16 protein-coding genes and 1 riboswitch are annotated in these 15982 nt (G+C 65.9%); of the genes, 5 read left to right on the top strand and 11 right to left on the bottom strand.

Annotation, left to right across the window (positions count from 1 at the left end; all coding sequences use genetic code 11):
* Positions 1 to 145 precede the first annotated feature (145 nt).
* The 3 genes from AB0L58_RS05555 to gcvP all read left to right on the top strand — a co-directional run bounded on the left by AB0L58_RS05555 (position 146) and on the right by gcvP (position 4854).
* A complete protein-coding gene (locus tag AB0L58_RS05555; RefSeq protein WP_063037414.1) occupies positions 146 to 619 on the top strand; it encodes a bifunctional nuclease family protein in 474 nt (157 codons plus the stop codon).
* 431 nt (positions 620 to 1050) lie between these two features.
* Positions 1051 to 1614, top strand: a complete 564-nt coding sequence (locus AB0L58_RS05550) for a MerR family transcriptional regulator (RefSeq protein WP_364381510.1) — start codon at positions 1051 to 1053, stop codon at positions 1612 to 1614.
* Positions 1615 to 1745: 131 nt separating this feature from the next.
* Positions 1746 to 1846: riboswitch (glycine riboswitch) on the top strand.
* Positions 1847 to 2034: 188 nt separating this feature from the next.
* The gene (gene gcvP / locus AB0L58_RS05545; protein WP_364381507.1) at positions 2035 to 4854 is read left to right on the top strand and encodes an aminomethyl-transferring glycine dehydrogenase; all 2820 of its coding nucleotides are present in this window, start codon (positions 2035 to 2037) and stop codon (positions 4852 to 4854) included.
* A gap of 469 nt (positions 4855 to 5323) precedes the next feature.
* Here gcvP and AB0L58_RS05540 read toward each other — a convergent pair whose 3' ends face one another.
* The 6 genes from AB0L58_RS05540 to AB0L58_RS05515 form a co-directional block, all read right to left on the bottom strand.
* Entirely contained in the window at positions 5324 to 6004 is a 681-nt protein-coding gene (locus AB0L58_RS05540; RefSeq protein ID WP_364381504.1) for a hypothetical protein, read from the bottom strand.
* Between the two features lie 343 nt (positions 6005 to 6347).
* Complete coding sequence (locus AB0L58_RS05535; protein ID WP_364381501.1) at positions 6348 to 8012, bottom strand: substrate-binding domain-containing protein; 1665 nt, start codon at positions 8010 to 8012, stop codon at positions 6348 to 6350.
* An 84-nt stretch (positions 8013 to 8096) separates the two neighbouring features.
* Complete coding sequence (locus tag AB0L58_RS05530; protein WP_364381498.1) at positions 8097 to 8366, bottom strand: WhiB family transcriptional regulator; 270 nt, start codon at positions 8364 to 8366, stop codon at positions 8097 to 8099.
* Positions 8367 to 8393: 27 nt separating this feature from the next.
* Positions 8394 to 8936, bottom strand: coding sequence for an HNH endonuclease (locus AB0L58_RS05525; protein WP_364381796.1), 543 nt, complete (start codon positions 8934 to 8936; stop codon positions 8394 to 8396).
* Between the two features lie 54 nt (positions 8937 to 8990).
* Complete coding sequence (locus AB0L58_RS05520; RefSeq protein ID WP_364381495.1) at positions 8991 to 9137, bottom strand: hypothetical protein; 147 nt, start codon at positions 9135 to 9137, stop codon at positions 8991 to 8993.
* A 36-nt stretch (positions 9138 to 9173) separates the two neighbouring features.
* Positions 9174 to 10037: a cutinase family protein gene (locus tag AB0L58_RS05515; protein WP_364381793.1), complete on the bottom strand. Its 864-nt coding sequence runs from the start codon at positions 10035 to 10037 to the stop codon at positions 9174 to 9176.
* Positions 10038 to 10540: 503 nt separating this feature from the next.
* On the opposite strand from AB0L58_RS05515, the gene AB0L58_RS05510 reads away from it, so the two are divergent.
* Entirely contained in the window at positions 10541 to 10987 is a 447-nt protein-coding gene (locus AB0L58_RS05510; RefSeq protein ID WP_364381492.1) for a helix-turn-helix domain-containing protein, read from the top strand.
* 3 nt (positions 10988 to 10990) lie between these two features.
* On the opposite strand, the gene AB0L58_RS05505 is transcribed toward AB0L58_RS05510, so the two are convergent.
* Entirely contained in the window at positions 10991 to 11218 is a 228-nt protein-coding gene (locus AB0L58_RS05505) for a hypothetical protein (protein WP_364381489.1), read from the bottom strand.
* 199 nt (positions 11219 to 11417) lie between these two features.
* Here AB0L58_RS05505 and AB0L58_RS05500 point away from each other — a divergent pair, with 199 nt between their 5' ends.
* Positions 11418 to 12074, top strand: a complete 657-nt coding sequence (locus AB0L58_RS05500) for a DUF4232 domain-containing protein (RefSeq protein ID WP_364381486.1) — start codon at positions 11418 to 11420, stop codon at positions 12072 to 12074.
* A 12-nt stretch (positions 12075 to 12086) separates the two neighbouring features.
* Here the strand turns inward: AB0L58_RS05500 and AB0L58_RS05495 are convergent, their stop codons facing one another.
* From AB0L58_RS05495 to AB0L58_RS05480, 4 genes are read right to left on the bottom strand one after another with little or no spacing between them, the layout of a single operon-like run.
* The gene (locus tag AB0L58_RS05495) at positions 12087 to 13376 is read right to left on the bottom strand and encodes an acyl-CoA dehydrogenase family protein (RefSeq protein ID WP_364381483.1); all 1290 of its coding nucleotides are present in this window, start codon (positions 13374 to 13376) and stop codon (positions 12087 to 12089) included.
* A 2-nt stretch (positions 13377 to 13378) separates the two neighbouring features.
* Positions 13379 to 14044: a TetR/AcrR family transcriptional regulator gene (locus AB0L58_RS05490; RefSeq protein WP_364381480.1), complete on the bottom strand. Its 666-nt coding sequence runs from the start codon at positions 14042 to 14044 to the stop codon at positions 13379 to 13381.
* Entirely contained in the window at positions 14041 to 15090 is a 1050-nt protein-coding gene (locus AB0L58_RS05485; protein WP_364381477.1) for an alcohol dehydrogenase catalytic domain-containing protein, read from the bottom strand. The genes AB0L58_RS05490 and AB0L58_RS05485 overlap by 4 nt, the downstream gene beginning before the upstream one ends.
* Positions 15087 to 15836 carry a glucose 1-dehydrogenase gene (locus AB0L58_RS05480; RefSeq protein WP_364381474.1) on the bottom strand — a complete coding sequence of 250 codons (750 nt, stop codon included), beginning with the start codon at positions 15834 to 15836 and terminating at the stop codon, positions 15087 to 15089. The genes AB0L58_RS05485 and AB0L58_RS05480 overlap by 4 nt, the downstream gene beginning before the upstream one ends.
* Positions 15837 to 15982 lie beyond the last annotated feature (146 nt).

The following is a 15982-nucleotide window of genomic DNA, read 5'->3' as shown; positions in this document are numbered from 1 at the left end:
CGCTTTGCGTTCCAGACGCACAACACGCCGATTTCGGCTGTGCACAGGGAATGCTGCGCGCCACGAGGTTCGCTTAGACTCGTGGGTACGGCGAGCTCTGCAGCGGTCATGCCGGGCGGCCGGCGAGTCATTGGGAGGCAGTGCGATGAGTGAGATGCGCGTAATCGGCATTCGTGTCGAGCAGCCACAGAACCAGCCCGTGCTGTTGCTCCGCGAGGTGTCCGGAGACAGGTATCTGCCGATCTGGATCGGGCAGGCCGAGGCGACCGCGATCGTGCTCGAACAAGAGGGGGTGACTCCGATCCGTCCGCTGACCCACGATCTGATCAAGATCTTGATCGCCGACCTCGGGCACACCCTCAAGGAAGTGCGAATCGTGGATCTGCAGGAGGGCACCTTCTACGCGGATCTGGTCTTCGAGAACGATCTGCGTATCTCGGCGCGGCCTTCGGATTCGGTAGCGATCGCCTTGCGGGTCGGTTGCCCGATATATGCCGAGGAGCCGGTGCTCGAGGAGGCGGGGCTGGTCATGCCGGACGAACGCGAGGACGAGGTGGAGAAGTTCAAGGAGTTCCTGGAGTCGGTCTCCCCGGACGACTTCAAGGCCACCGATAGCTGAATTCTTGGCCGCGCCTCCGGCACGGCATGTTCGCGGCCCCCTGGCTGCCTCGCGTCCGACCCTTTCGAGCGACCCGCACGGCGTCGCTAGCGGCGCTGTCGAGACCCGCGACTTCATCGCATGCGCTTCGACGACTCGGCTGTGTCCGATGGCCGCGCGTTCGGCGCGGCAGCGAGACGGGTCGCGAACGGGTCGCTCGTAAGACTCGTTCCGCGGTGGTCGAGTTCGTGGGAAACGCGAATTGTCTACTGGCCCTAAAGTAGAGGTCGAGAGTCTTACCGCGCGTCGCGTTTGGTCGGATGATGCGGCTCCCGAGACAATCATGGGGAGTAATCTCGATAGTTGGGCCACGTCCGTTACGGCCGGTCGTTGGTCGTTACGGAGCCGGGTCATCGATGAGGCAAGGCGTCGGCGAAGCAAGGGAGTGGTCAGTGGCAGAGCAATCGCAGGATGTGGTACAGCCAGGCCTGTTCCCGGATGATTCGGTGCCCGACGATTTGGTCGGCTACCGCGTTCCCAGCGCATGCCAGGTCGCCGGGATCACCTACCGGCAGCTCGACTACTGGGCACGGACCGGACTGGTCGTGCCCTCCATCCGAGGTGCCGCCGGATCGGGCAGTCAGCGGCTGTATTCGTTCAAGGACATTCTGGTCCTGAAGATCGTGAAGCGACTATTGGACGCGGGCATCTCGCTGCAGAACATCCGTATCGCGGTCGACCATCTGCGCAGCCGCGGTGTGCAGGATCTGGCGGGTATCACGCTGTTCTCCGATGGCACCTCGGTGTACGAATGCACCTCACCCGAGGAAGTAGTCGATTTACTGCAGGGTGGGCAGGGCGTCTTCGGAATCGCGGTCAGCGGCGCCATGCGGGAACTGACCGGAGCCATCGCCAACTTCCCGGCCGAGCGGGCGGTGAGCGGTAGTGCCAGCGAACGTCCGGAGGACGAACTGTCCTTCCGACGCAAGGCTCGGATGAACCGGAAGACCGGCTAGAAATCGTCTCGAGTGCCCGTCGCTATCGCGGCGGGCGCTTGTCGTATGTAGCGGGAGTGATGAGCGCTACACGCCCATCCGGGGTCCAGTGACGTCATTCGTTGCGCGCGCGGCATAAACTGGCGATGCGTCGCCGCCGTGCGGGAGAGTTTCGGACTTCACAAGAGTTCGGGCGCCGAAGGAGCAGCACCTCCCCGTCAATCTCTCAGGCAAAAAGGACCGTACGGGCTTCGACGTCTCTGGAAAGTGGTGACCGGCGCACAACGCGGCGATCGCCCGCCCATGGGGAAAGGGGTCCCGGGCCCTGTCCATTCGAGGCAGGGGGTCGTGGCGTCCGAATCTCTCAGGCTCCACGACAGAGGGGGAGGGCTGGAACCGGTCGACCGCCGTTGGTCGACCCCGCCCGACCTTGGAGCTGCCGTGACTCGATCATTCGCCGACCGCCATATCGGACCCGACTCGGACGAACTCGCCCGGATTCTGGACGTCGTGGGCGTCGGTTCGCTGGACGAGCTCGCCACCGCGGCACTTCCCGCGAGCATTCTGGACGGCTCCGGCCTCGAGGTGCTGCCGCCCGCGGCCACCGAGCACGAGGTGCTCACCGAACTCGCCGAGCTCGCGCACGCCGATACCGTCGCCAGCTCGATGATCGGGCTCGGCTACTACGACACGCTGACCCCGCCGGTGCTGGTGCGCAGCCTGCTGGAGAATCCGGCCTGGTACACCGCCTACACGCCGTACCAGCCCGAGATCAGCCAGGGGCGGCTGGAGGCGCTGCTCAACTTCCAGACCATGGTCTCGGATCTGACCGGGATGGAGGTGGCCAATGCGTCCATGCTGGACGAGGCCACCGCGGCCGCCGAGGCGATGACGCTGCTGCGCCGGGCGGGCAAGTCGAAGTCCGTACGTCTGCTCATCGATGACGATCTGTTCCCGCAGACCAAGACCGTGCTGTACACCAGGGCCGAGCCGCTGGGCATCGAGATCGTCTCGGCGGATCTGTCCGGTGGCGAGTTGCCCGAGGGTGAGTTCTTCGGTGTGCTGGTTCAGGTTCCGGGTGCGTCGGGCCGGATCGTGGACTGGCGGCCGGTGATCGAGGCGGCGCACGAGCGTGGTGCGCTGGTGGCGGTCGGCGCGGATCTGCTCGCGCTGACCTTGATTACACCGCCGGGGGAGCAGGGTGCTGACGTATGTTTCGGTACCACACAGCGTTTCGGGGTGCCGATGGGCTTCGGTGGTCCGCATGCCGGATATCTGTCGGTGCACACCAAGCATGCGCGGCAGCTGCCCGGCCGGTTGGTCGGTGTCTCCGTGGACGCCGATGGGAACAAGGCCTACCGGCTCGCACTGCAGACCCGTGAGCAGCATATTCGCCGGGAGAAGGCGACCTCGAACATCTGTACCGCTCAGGTGCTGCTGGCCATCGTGGCCGCGATGTACGCGAGTTACCACGGTGCCGACGGGCTGCGTGCGATCGCCCGCCGCGTGCATGCTCGCGCCGCCGCCATCGCGGCCGGGCTCGACGGTGTCGTGGTGCACGAGAATTTCTTCGATACGCTGCTGGTGCGCGTGCCCGGCGGCGCGGAATCCGTTGTCGCGAAGGCGAAGTCGAGCGGGATCAACTTGCGGCTGGTGGATGCCGATCACGTCGGCATCGCCTGTGACGAGGCCACCACCGAGACGCATGTCAGCGCGGTGCTCGAATCCTTCAGCACCGGACTGCCATCGGGCGTCAGCGATCCGGTCGGTGCGGCGGGCCTGCCCGGCGGTTCGATCGAGACCCGTACCTCGGACTTCCTCACCCACCCGGCCTTCACCTGCTACCACACCGAAACCGCGATGCTGCGCTATCTGCGCAGACTGTCCGACAAGGACATCGCACTGGACCGCAGCATGATTCCGCTCGGCTCCTGCACCATGAAGCTCAACGCCACCGCCGAAATGGAGGCCATCACCTGGCCCGGGTTCGCACGGATCCATCCATACGCGCCCGTGGAGGATGTGCCCGGTCTGCTGCGGGTGATCACCGATCTCGAGGGCTGGCTCTCGGCCATCACCGGATACGACCGGGTGAGCCTGCAGCCGAATGCGGGCAGTCAGGGGGAGTACGCCGGGCTGCTCGCGATTCGGCGCTACCACCTGGATCGTGGTGACACACACCGGGATACGTGCCTCATCCCGTCCAGTGCGCACGGCACCAATGCGGCCTCGGCCACCATGGCGGGGCTGCGCGTCGAGGTCGTGAAGTGCCGGGAGAACGGCGATGTCGACCTCGACGATCTGCGCGCCAAGATCGCCGACCACGCCGACCGGTTGGCCTGCATCATGATCACCTACCCGTCGACGCACGGTGTGTACGAGCACGAGGTCGCCGAATTGTGTGCCCTGGTGCACGATGCGGGTGGCCAGGTGTACGTCGACGGTGCGAATCTGAATGCCCTGGTCGGTCTTGCTCGTCCGGGACGGTTCGGCGGTGATGTCAGCCATCTGAACCTGCACAAGACCTTCTGCATTCCGCACGGCGGCGGCGGTCCGGGTGTCGGTCCGGTGGCGGTGCGCTCGCATCTGGCGCCGTACCTGCCCGGTGATCCGCTCGAACAAGGTTCACACGCGGTGTCGGCGGCAAAGTACGGTTCGGCGTCGATCCTGCCGATCACCTGGGCCTACATCCGGATGATGGGTGCGGATGGCCTGCGCAAGGCCACCTTGACCGCGATTGCCTCGGCCAATTACATCGCGCGCCGGTTGAACGAGCACTTCCCGGTCCTGTACACCGGTGAGAATTCGATGGTCGCGCACGAGTGCATTCTGGATCTGCGCGAGATCACCAAGCGCACCGGTGTGACCGTCGACGATGTGGCAAAGCGGTTGGCGGACTACGGATTCCATGCGCCGACCATGAGCTTCCCGGTGGCCGGCACGCTGATGGTCGAGCCCACCGAAAGCGAAAACCTCGCCGAGCTGGACGAATTCATCGACGCGATGACCGCGATCCGAGCCGAGATCGATCAGGTCGCCGCGGGGGTGTGGCCGGTGGAAGACAATCCGCTGCGCGGTGCGCCGCATACCGCGGCCTGCCTGGTCGGGGAGTGGGAGCATCCGTACAGCCGGGAGGTCGCGGTGTACCCGCAGGGGCTCGAGCCGGCGCGGGGCAAGGTGTGGCCTGCGGTACGGCGCATCGACGGCGCCTACGGTGACCGCAACCTCGTCTGCTCCTGCCCGCCGCTGGACGCGTACTGACGGCTGCCGAGCCGCATCTCGACCCCGTTGCAGATGCGGCTCGGTAACCATCTTCACTGTGCGGCAGCCGCTTTGGCGTAGGTACTGGCCAGATCTGGCCAGCCGCCCTCGCTGCCCACGCTGTCACGCATGGATTCCCAACCGGCGCCGTAGTCAGATCGCGGCGGGCACCACCCGGGGCGCGAGACGGCGCTGCGCACTTTCCGGACGCAGGCGGGACCGCGACGGCCGCGGTCGTTCTGCGCCGCGGGAATCCAAGAGTGCCGTCCCGGTCCGAGATGGCGTCGATTGTGTCGTATGCGGTCGCAGGCCGAATCGGTCAGGCCGAGTTCGGCGGTGAATCGAGGGAGGGGCCTGATGGTTCATCCGGGCGAGAAGGCGCGCGATCTTGTTGTGGGGCAGCGGGTTTGTCTGGTCCGCGCGATCCGCTGCGCCTTTCCGACCAGAGTCTGAGCCGCCCCACGCGGGATTACGCCGGTTCCGGAGCTGCCTCGGTTTCGAGTTCCGGGATCTCGCTGAGGGCTTCGATGCCCAGTTCCGAGCGCGTCGCGTCGATAACAGCGCGTTCGTCTTGGACGGTATTGGCGATTGCCTTGTGCCACAGTGCGCGGATCGCGTTGACATCGTCCATGGTCGCTTCCTGATCGAGTTCGACCTTGAGGCGTTGCACGGTGATGCTCTCGGCTGCGGTGAGGGTACGCAGGAGATCTTCGCACCGATGCGGGATCTTGGGGTTCGACAGGACGCGGAGTCGGGTGATGTAGCGGTTGGACGCGGAGATGCTCTGGTGTACCTCCTTGCCGAAACTGTCCACCTCCTCGACGGATTCGGCCTTCCAATCGAGGGTGTCCCACAGGGTTTGGCGGACGTCGGCGGCGGAGAGCAGTACCGAGGAGATCGCGGTGAGAACCGACTCGCGTCGCCATCTGTCCTGTTCGCGGCGTTCGGCTGCGGCGTTCGCGTTGTCGATGTTGCGTTGCACGGCGGCGTTGGTCGTCTCGATATTGCGCTGTGCGGCATCGAGTGTGGTCCGGTTGCGCTCGTCGGCCGCGGTGATCGCGTTGCGATTCGTCCGGTTGTTGATCAGGACGCCGATTAGCGCCGCGGCGGCGACGATGAGCGAGCTGAGAAGCGGAAGCCAGGAAGTCACCGGGTCATCATTGCATTGCGAGGCGCACCGCTGTGCCCCGATCGGCCGTCAGAGTGCCGCAGGCGCGTGCGCCGGCCCGCGCGGTATGGGCCGCGCGGAGGGTGTCTTGCGTGGTCACCGGCTCGCAAATGATGAACGGGCGGTAGTAGATCGGCGCCACGGCCAACCGAATTACCTCGTCGTCGACCGGACCGGGAACTCGCCAAGGGGGCGATCGCGCGCCGAACGCCCGCGGCGGACCTGGCGTGCCTGGCGTATCGAAATCTCCGGCGCACGATACGGACTGACGACCGGCGGATGGCGCGATCTGGTTCAACCATGGTCGCGGAGCGTGCGATCGTCCTCACGGCGTCGTCAACGCATGCATCACCGCGGTCCCGAAGCTGATGTCATCCGAGGTCGGCAGCCGCGTGTACGTCCCGCCGGTTCGCTGCGCGGCGGACTGCAGGGTTTCCGTGCCATTGCCGCCGATGACGATCACATCGATGCGAACCGGGTGGGCCGGATCGGCGGCCGAGGTCAGATCGGTGAGCAGTTTCGCTCCGGTGGTGGTGGAGTCGTCATCCGGGCCGTCGGTGATGAGCAGAACCGAATTGGTCAGCCCCGCGGTATATCCGCGAACAGCCGACCGATAGGCGGCGATCAGTGACGGATACGCCTGGTCGGTGCGGGATTCGGTGGACTGCACCGCCTCCAGCGCCGTATCCAATGCGGTGCGCTGCTGATTATTCAGTGGTGCGGTGGGTGTTTGGATCTTGTACGGCGTTGTCCCGTCCAGGTTCTTGCCGAACGTCCATACACCGAGTCCGAAGTCCGGTGGCATCACATTCATCGTGGAGCGAATTGCGCCGAGGGCATTCGAGAGCCGGGTGGCGGATCCGTCGCTATTGCCCATCGAGGACGAAACGTCGAGCAGCACCGTAGCCTGCACGCCGAGAACAGGATTGGCAAGGGTGGCACGGACCTTGTCCAGCGCGGTACGTGACGGCGCGGGTGCGGCGATGGCCGGTGCGGCGGCGAATCCGGCGGCGGTGAACGCCGCGGACTGTTGCGGTGCGCGCAAGTAGTCGGCGAACAGCGATGCGATCAGATTCTGGGTCTTGTCCACCCAAGCTCCGGACATCAGCGCCGCGGGATGGTCGGCGACCGGGGCGGTCCCCGCGGGCCGGAATGCCGACGTACCGCCAAGAGCCTTCAGTTGCTGCTCGGTAGCGGCTACCGCATGTATGGGCGAATTCGACCCACCGATCGCGGCCAATGCGGCCGTGGTGTCCGCCGTCTGCGGTGCCTTCGCGGCGAGCCCGGAGATCGCGGCGACGACCTGACCGGACTGTGCGACCTCGTCGGTAAGCGGATCGGTCCCTGACACCGCGGAGCCGACGGCAGCCGCGACTGCAAGTGTGGCATCCCCGGTCGGCAGCGCCATCCGCAGTCCGCCCCATCCGGACAGCCCGAGCTCATCCAGCGAACCCTGTTGCAGCCGTGGCAAATCCGCCCAAGTGATCTTGGCCTGCTCGAGCGCGATGCGCAGATCCTCGGGCACCGCGACCACGATCGGACTCATCGCGACCGGCGCGGGCGTGCCCTCGATCAGGCCGGGCACCCGCATGGATTCGATGGACCGCATCGAATCGGCGATCCACAGCCCCGGCTGCGGACCGAGCGCACCGTTCCACGCCTTGCCCGCGGTGAACCCGGCGACGATCGCCGCCGACGGCTGGGTCGTCACCACCACTTTCGCGCAATGATCGCGCACCTTCGGATTGGTCGCGTTGTAGTGCTCTGCCGCGGTCCGCACCGGATCGGCGATATCCGGATCGACCGTCACGAACAGCGTCGACGCGCCCTCCTTGCATTCCGCCGCGGCCGACTTGTCACGGTTCGCGGCGCGATCACTGAGTTGAAGAAACGCGAAGACCGCCGCGACCAGCAGCAGAACGGCGATCACTGCGATAACCGGACCTTTGCTGACGCCCCGGGACCTGGTTCCGCTGCGATGTGTGCCCACGGTCCTCAGTGTATGTTCACGCGAGATTTGCCGTACCGGTGTGTCCGGTGCGGCGCACCGGCACGGCGTGGCGCGAACGTCCGCCTAGGGTCGGATCATCCGTCCGCGGTCGAACTCGTGGCCGCCCCAAACCCCGGACTGTCCGGTGCGCGCGGCGAATTCACCGCAGGCATCCCGGATAGGGCAACTCGCGCAGACTCCGCGCGCATACTCGAAGTCCTGCGAAGGGTACGGGAACCACGCCTCGTGATTCGGATCACCGCGGCAGGCCGCCCGATGCCACTCTCGGGAATCCGAGAGCGGGAGCAGGTCGGTCAGATCGACAAGTGCGCTGGTCTCCAATTCGACGGTCATTTCGAGCCTTCTCCTTTCTCTCTCGGCTCAGGTGGCGGCCAGTTGCTTCCAGATCCGCTGCTGGCGCTTGGCCAGGTGGTCGGGCGCCTTCGGCTGCCACAGCAACCGCATACCCGCCTCCTCCGGCGTGCGGTCGGCCTTGCTCGAGTTGCAGGGTGCGCAGGCGGCGATCAGGTTGTCCCAGGTGTTCGGGCCGCCGCGGCTGCGGGGCCGGATGTGGTCGACGGTCCGTGCCCAGGACGCGCAGTATCCGCACCGGTGGTTGTCCCGGCGCAGCACACCGGCCAGCGTCGCGCGACTGCCATCGTGTACTCGCGTCACCTGGTCGAGGTACACGTACCGCAGCAGCCGAATCGTCTCCGGCAGCGCGAGCTCGAGGTGCTTGGACCGAATCGGGAAAAGCGGCTCCCGATCCGCGATCGACTCGGCGGCGCCGCCCATGAGCAGCACCACGGCCCGGTCGGCACTGATCTCCGTGAGCGCCTCGTAGCTGGCGTTCAGCACCAGTACCCGGGTGTGTATCCAGTTGTCGACGGTCGACACCACCGGATCGGTGGCACGGTGGAACATCATGGGAGTCACCATGTTTCGAGAGAGCGAGCGGATTCGGAAAGCGAGGGTCGGTCAGTTACCGGCCGAGAGGCGGCGCGGTCCCTGCTCGACGCCCGCGTCATACCGACGCGGGCTCGATACGACAATGGACATGGCCGCCGCCTCCTTCCCCATGCTCGTGAGCACCCGCGGAATCGGGTGATCATCATCGAAATCCATGGTGGCACAGCGCACCCGCCGCTGGCGACGGGTTTTTCAGGCCAGCCCGATCAGCCACCGACGCAGCCACGAGGTGGCGGTGGCCCCGGTGGAATCCACGACGTACGTCGGATAGTTCTGATGTACGAACGAATTATAGAACCGCTCGAATTCCCGCTTGCGCTCGTTCATCTCCGGATCGGCGAGCTGGTTCTGGACGAGCGGGGCCACCCCGGTCGCCATCAGGTCGTTGAAGATCGCGAACGCTTCCTGCTGATAGCGCCACAGCTGGGCCGGGTCCGGATCGGAGGCCTGGGCCAGGAATCCGGCGGCGCGGGTCGCGAAGTCGGTGGGCGGTGCGGCGCAGTAGAGGTCACCGATGGCGCAGATGGTCCGGGTCTGCTGGGTGAGGAAGCCGAAGCCGCCGATGCGCGGGCCGCCGGCACCGGCGCCTTCGACCGGCGGACCGATGAGTGCGTCGGTCGGGGAGCGGCGCGGATCCGAGATGAGACCGACCGCGGCGATGCGTTCGGGCCGAATGGGACTCAGTCCGGTGCCGATTTCGGCGGCCAGATCGCCCGCCGCATCCGCGCCCTGGCTGTAGCCGATCAACGCGATCCTGGTCTCGGCGCACTCCTGGGCCATGCCCATGACCAGGCCGCGGGCATTATCGATGGCCTGTCGCTTGGACCGGCCGTAAACATCGGTCTCCCAGGGGAAGGCGGTCGCCGCGTAGGTCACGTAGTCGGTGCGGGTATTTCGCGGCAGGTTATCGGTGACGCTCGCCAGCATGCCCTCGCCGGGATTGGTATCGGAGGTCTCCCACGTGCCCGGTATCGCCACGACATAAAGGTCGGGGCAGCCACCGGGGGCCGCCGTTGTCGGGCCGGCGCCGCCGACGGCGCCCACCGCACCTACCATGACGGTTCCCGCCACGGCGCCGATCATCTTGCGCATAAGCATGGTCCACACCTCGGTGTTGCTAGTTCCGAAGCGGCCGGGGGCCGTACGCGACTGCCTGTCGTCGCGTCGGAGACAACCGTACGGTCTGACCAGGGATTTATGCGGGGACACCCCATGACATACGCCGAACATTTTTACACAATGCGGCAATGCCGACGATTCGCCCGTTGCCACGGGGATGAAGGAGCCGCGGGCGAGGGGGTGCGCGGCTCCTTCATCGTGTCCGAGGGGCAGTCACCGCCTCGTCCACGGTTGTGGTGGTGATCAGGACACCAATGACTCCCTCCCGTGCATCATCGTGTGAGCATCTATTGAACCCTGCCAGGCCGGCGCGCGTCCCGACTTCGAGCATCGCCCTTCGAGACGGTCGGGTCAACCGATCGGCGTGCGGCCCAACAGAACTCGACCGGTGAATCGCCTCTGCTCGGCCCGTGGCAGCCGGGGGGCACAGGCAGCCGTGGATGTCGCGTGCACTCGATGTGCTCGGCGAGCGCTGGTCGCCGCTGATCCTGCGCGATCTGCTCATCGGCACCACCCGCTTCAACGATCTGGCACGCGGCCTGCCCGGCCTTTCGCGCAGTCTGCTCGCCAAGCGGCTGCGCCAATTCGAGCGCGCCGGACTGATCGACAAGGTGGGCAGCGACGACTTGCGCCGCTATTGGATCGTCATCGAATCGGGTGTGCCTTCGGTATGCGATGCCGATTCCGGCTACCAGGTCGATGTCACCATCAGCTCCGATGTCGAGTCGCTGTACCAGGTGTGGCTCGGGCGCATTCCGCGCTCGCACGCAATGTGCACCGGCCGAGCGGAATTCGCCGGGCGGACGGCGCTCACCCGGCGGATACCGTCGGTGCTACAGCTGAGTCTGGTTGCGCGATATTCGGATCCGGCCGCACGCGCCTCGTGACCGTCACGCGTCGCCTCGCGCGTAGATGTAGTAGCGGTAGACGCCGTCCCCGGGATCGGCGCAGAGTGGCCACTCACCGTCAACGGTGAACCAAGCCCATGCCATGGTGAGACCAGCGTCGCGTTCGGCGATCGACTTCGCCCGGTCCAAGGAACTGTCGGTGCCGACGCGCTGGTCGTCGGTGCCACAGAATTCGCAGCTGTGCACCCGCCGTACCTCGTACGCGATCACTCGGTTACCTCCGAGCATCCACGTTAGACCTGGTTATCCAGGTATGCACCGATAACGTTCGGTGAGTGCGGCCGATAGACAGCTCGACAGGCCCGTCCGCTCGGGGGACCACGTGTCGAATGGGGAGTTCCGGAAGTGGCGTCCGCAACGAATCGGTGGGGGCACCAGTTCGAATCGAATACGCAAGGGATGTGTACCGATGTCGATCTCGACGGTGAAATATCTAGTGCCGCTGGGCTCCTGCGTGGTTCTCGCGTTGGCCGGATGCGCGGGTGGTGATGACGGCCAGGGTAAGGCCGCGGGTACCAGCGCGGTCCCGACCAGCGCCGGAACCCGGGTTGCCGGGCCGAGCGAGGCAGGCACGAGCCATGCGGGCACGAACCAACCGACGATGGCTCAGCCGTCGACCGGCGAACCGGTTTCGCCGTTGCCGCCGATACCGCCGTGCGTCGGCAGCCAACTCATCATCGGCGTCGAGAAGATGTCGCCCGGCGCGGGTCACCGCGGTGTGCGCGTGCGTTTCTCGGTCGTGGGTGCCAGCGGTGCGTGCGTACTGGCCGGATATCCGGGCGTCGATACCGGGCCCGGCGGGCCGCTCCTGCATGCCGAGCGCACCTTGCGCGGCTATATGGGCGGTCTCCCTGCGGATGTGGATACCCCGCCGACCGTTGTGCTGGACCACGACCACAATGCCGAGGCAGTGGTCGAGGGCGGCGCGGTCGACGCGGAAGGCAACCAATGTTCCACGTATACGGGGCTTCTGGTCACCGCACCGAATACCACCGACACGCACGCGGTCAGCACCACGATCGACACCTGCACCCTCAGCGTCCACCCGGTGACCGCCGCCCAGTAAGCGCCGCGATTTTCAGAGGTTGCCGACAATGTGCTCGAGGCGACGGGCCACCAGTTCGCGGGCCTGTTCGCGCAGGGTGGGACGGTAGCCGCTCGGGTACACCGGGTCGCCGGGGGTGTAATCCTTCAGCACTTCCTTGGCGAGGGTGATCTTGTGGACCTCGGTGGGGCCATCGGCGATCGCCATGACCTCGGCGTAGTTCATCATGTCGACAAACGGCAGGTCCTGGCTGACACCGATGGCGCCATGCAGATGCAGTGCGCGCTGGGCGATATCGTGCATCACCTTCGGCATGGCCACCTTGATGGCGGCAATGTCCTTGCGCACCTTCAGATAGTCCTGCTCCTTATCGATACGCCAGGCGGTGCGCAGGACGAGCAGGCGGAACTGTTCCATCTCGATCCAGCTGTCGGCGATGCGTTCCTGGGTCATCTGCAGCCCCGCGAGTGGCCCCTTGCGCATCGGCCGCGAGACGGCGCGTTCGGCCATCATGTCGAAGGCCTTGCGCACCAGAGCGACTGTGCGCATGGCATGGTGCACCCGACCGCCGCCGAGGCGGGTCTGCGCGACGATGAAACCCATCCCCTCCTGGCCGAGTAGGTGGTCGGCGGGTACCCGGACATCGGTGAAGCGCAGATGTCCCTCGTGTTCGCTGAAACCGTGCACGTGGAAGTTCTTGACGATTTCCAGACCGGGGGTGTCGGCGGGCACGATGAACATCGACATGCCCTGGTACGGACTGACGTCCGGATTCGTGACCACCATGACGATATGGAAGCTGGCGAACTGCGCGTTCGAGTTGAACCACTTCTCGCCATTGATGACCCAGGAGTCGCCGTCGCGCACCGCGCGGGTCTTGAACAGCGTCGGATCCGAGCCGCCGGTCGGCTCGGTCATGACATAACAGGAGCCGATCTCACCGGCCAGCAGCGGCTCCAGATACTTGGCCTGCTGCTCCGGGGTGCCGTAGTGTGCGAGGATTTCGGCGTTACCGGAATCCGGTGCCTGGCAACCGAATGCCGACGGCGCCCACACCGAGGTGCCGAGCACCTCGTTGAGCAGGCCGAGTTTCAGCTGCCCGTAGCCGGGGCCGCCCAGCTCCGGTCCGAGGTGACAGGCCCACAGTCCCTGTTCCTTCACCTTCTCCTGCAGCGGCCGCATCAGCGCCATCGCCTCGGTATCGGTGCGGTCGTAGGGATTCGGGTAGAGCAGATCGAGGGGCTCGACCTCGGTGCGGACGAACTCCGCGGCCCAGTCCAACTTCTGCTGATATTCCGGGTCGGTTTCGAAATCCCAAGCCATGGTCAGCCTTTCGTGTCGGTAATGCCGTCGAGAATGGTGGACGCGAGGATGTCGGCGATTTCGTCGGGCGAGTGCCCGCCCTGCGGGCGGTACCAGAAGGTGACCATGTTCAGCATGCCGAGCACACTGTTGGTGACCACGTGGTCGTCGGTGCGCAGCAGACCTGACGTGTGGCCCGCGTCGATGACACGTTGCCAGCAGGCCTGTACCTCGTCGCGCATTTCCTGCAGTTCTTCGCCGCGGCCGCCGGTCAGTGCGGTGACGTCGCGCAATTGGATGGCGACCTCGCGGCGATGCTCGATGATCAGTCCGACGTGGCTGTGGATCAGCTTGCGCAACTTGACGATCGGATCGTCGGTGCTGCGCGCGATCCGCTGTGCGTCGGTGAGCATGAGCTGGATGTAATCGCGCAGGATCTGCCAGAGCAGTTCTTCCTTGGAACCGATGTGGTAGTACAGCGCCCCCCGCTGTACTCCGGCCCGATCACCGATTTCGGCGACGCCGGTGCCGTGGAACCCCTGGTCCGCGAACAACTCCACCGCGGCCGCGACGATGCGCGCCCTGGTTGCCTCGGCGGTGGTCTCCGCGGCCGGTGGACGCCCACGACGACGAGGCGGCGCCGATTCGGGCCCGCCCCGCATCGAATCGCGGTCCGATGCCGCGGTCATTTGCGCGGATCCAGCACGACCTTGGAAACCCCATCGGCCCGGTCGGCGAACATGCGATAGGCGTTCGCGCCATTCGACATCGGGAATCGATGTGTGACAACGGCTTCGGGCCGAATTCGCCCGGCCGACGTGAGCCGCAGCAGCGCCGGCAGTTCGTATTGGATCGAGCAGAGCCCGATATGGAATTCGAGCTCCTTGACCTGCGCCAACTGCATATGGAATGGGAAGGCTCGATTGTGACTGACGCCGACCACGCCGACCCGGCCCCGATGCCCGACGGCGCTGATGGCGAGATTGATGGTCGTATCGGCGCCGACCGCCTCGATGGCGACATCCGCACCGCCGCCGAGCATTTCGCGGATGACGGCCTTGGGCTCGTCGGATTCGACCACCTCCGCGCCCAATTCGGCGGCGCGCTTGCGGCGCTCGGCCACCAGATCCACACCGAGCACCCGTGACGCGCCCATCGCGAATGCCGACTGCACGGCCATCAGCCCGACCGGTCCGAGTCCGATCACCACGACGGTTTCACCCGGTGCGATACGGGTGCGGCGCGCGCCGTACCAGGCGGTCGGCGCATTATCGGTGAGCACGATCGCGGCTTCATCGCTGACCGTATCGGGCAGCCGCACCAGATTCCCCTCGGCATGGGGGACCGCGAGAAATTCCGCCTGCGCACCCGCGAGTGCTCCGCCCAATCCGTAGCAGGCATCGGCGGGCAGCGGATGGCGTTCGCAGGCCGCCACGATGCCCGCCCTGCACTTCGCGCAGCGGTTGCAGCCGACGGACGCGGAGACGAGTACGCGGTCACCGACGGCGAATCCTCGGATATCCGAACCCAATTCGACGATCTCGCCGACCGCCTCGTGTCCGACGCTGTACCCGGTTCCGTCGGTGAAGCCGTGCCCGGCATAGATGTGCAGATCACTACCGCAGATTCCGGCGGCGGTCACGCGAACAATTGCCCCGTCGCGGCCGGGCAGCGCGGGATCGGGGACCTCGGCGTACGAGATCTGTTGTGGTCCTTGGTAGGTCAGGGCCTTCATCGCCAACCGCCGTCCAGTGCCAGGGTGGCGCCGGTGCAGTACGCCGAGGCATCGGTCGCGAAGTACAGTGCCGCGCCGACGATCTCATGCGGGCGGCCGACCCGCCCGAGGGCCATATGTCGTGTCAGCTCCGTCCGCAGTTCATCGGGCCATGCCTTCGAAATATCGGTCTCGAACGGACCGCATTGAATCGTGTTGACCCGCACCGACGGTGCGAAGCCCTGCGCGAGTCCGCCGGTGAGATTGGCCAATCCGGCCTTGGCGGCCGCATAGGGGATCGCGAGCGGTTCGGGCCGCGCCGCCTCGATCGACGAGATATTGATGATCGACCCGCCACCGGCGGCGACCATGCGCGTACCGATCAAGGTCGACAAACGGAACGGCCCCTTGAGATTCACCCCGACGACCTTGTCGAACATGGCCTCGCTCACCTGATCCAGGCTCGGATACAGCAGCGACATCCCGGCGTTGTTGACCAGCACATCGACCTTGCCGAACTCCGCGTAGGCAGCATCGACCAGGGCATCGCACTGGGCCCAATCGCTGACATTGCACGCCACCGGCAAGGCGCGCCGACCGTGGGTGTTCTTCACCTCATCGGCCAGCTCGACGCACCCGTCCAACTTGCGGCTGGCGATCACCACATCCGCACCGGCCGCGGCGAAGGCGAGCACCATCTCCCGCCCGAGCCCGCGGCTACCGCCCGTGACCAGCGCGACCTTCTCCGCTAACGACTGTTCTGGCATTGCGCTCCATTGCTTCGGCGGCCGTAAATGTTCCAATCAGTACATTAATTCCGCCGAACGATACAATCAAGGCCCCGACACACCGTCATGTCACTACCGATGGGTAACATTGGTTGCGATTTTCCCACCCGGCTTTCTCAAAAGTG

It is taken from the genome of Nocardia sp. NPDC052112 (assembly GCF_040680135.1).
In the GTDB taxonomy this organism is placed as follows: Bacteria; Actinomycetota; Actinomycetes; order Mycobacteriales; family Mycobacteriaceae; genus Nocardia.
This window is presented reverse-complemented; position numbering and strand designations above follow the sequence as displayed.

Bases quoted from the DNA above. Each gene is read 5' to 3' on its own strand.
- AB0L58_RS05555 (WP_063037414.1), top strand. From the start codon at position 146: ATGAGTGAGATGCGCGTAATCGGCATTCGTGTCGAGCAGCCACAGAAC.
- AB0L58_RS05530 (WP_364381498.1), bottom strand. From the start codon at position 8,366: ATGACCGTCGAATTGGAGACCAGCGCACTTGTCGATCTGACCGACCTG.
- AB0L58_RS05525 (WP_364381796.1), bottom strand. From the start codon at position 8,936: ATGTTCCACCGTGCCACCGATCCGGTGGTGTCGACCGTCGACAACTGG.
- AB0L58_RS05520 (WP_364381495.1), bottom strand. From the start codon at position 9,137: ATGGATTTCGATGATGATCACCCGATTCCGCGGGTGCTCACGAGCATG.
- AB0L58_RS05515 (WP_364381793.1), bottom strand. From the start codon at position 10,037: ATGGTAGGTGCGGTGGGCGCCGTCGGCGGCGCCGGCCCGACAACGGCG.
- AB0L58_RS05510 (WP_364381492.1), top strand. From the start codon at position 10,541: ATGTCGCGTGCACTCGATGTGCTCGGCGAGCGCTGGTCGCCGCTGATC.
- AB0L58_RS05500 (WP_364381486.1), top strand. From the start codon at position 11,418: ATGTCGATCTCGACGGTGAAATATCTAGTGCCGCTGGGCTCCTGCGTG.
- AB0L58_RS05495 (WP_364381483.1), bottom strand. From the start codon at position 13,376: ATGGCTTGGGATTTCGAAACCGACCCGGAATATCAGCAGAAGTTGGAC.
- AB0L58_RS05490 (WP_364381480.1), bottom strand. From the start codon at position 14,044: ATGACCGCGGCATCGGACCGCGATTCGATGCGGGGCGGGCCCGAATCG.
- AB0L58_RS05485 (WP_364381477.1), bottom strand. From the start codon at position 15,090: ATGAAGGCCCTGACCTACCAAGGACCACAACAGATCTCGTACGCCGAG.
- AB0L58_RS05480 (WP_364381474.1), bottom strand. From the start codon at position 15,836: ATGCCAGAACAGTCGTTAGCGGAGAAGGTCGCGCTGGTCACGGGCGGT.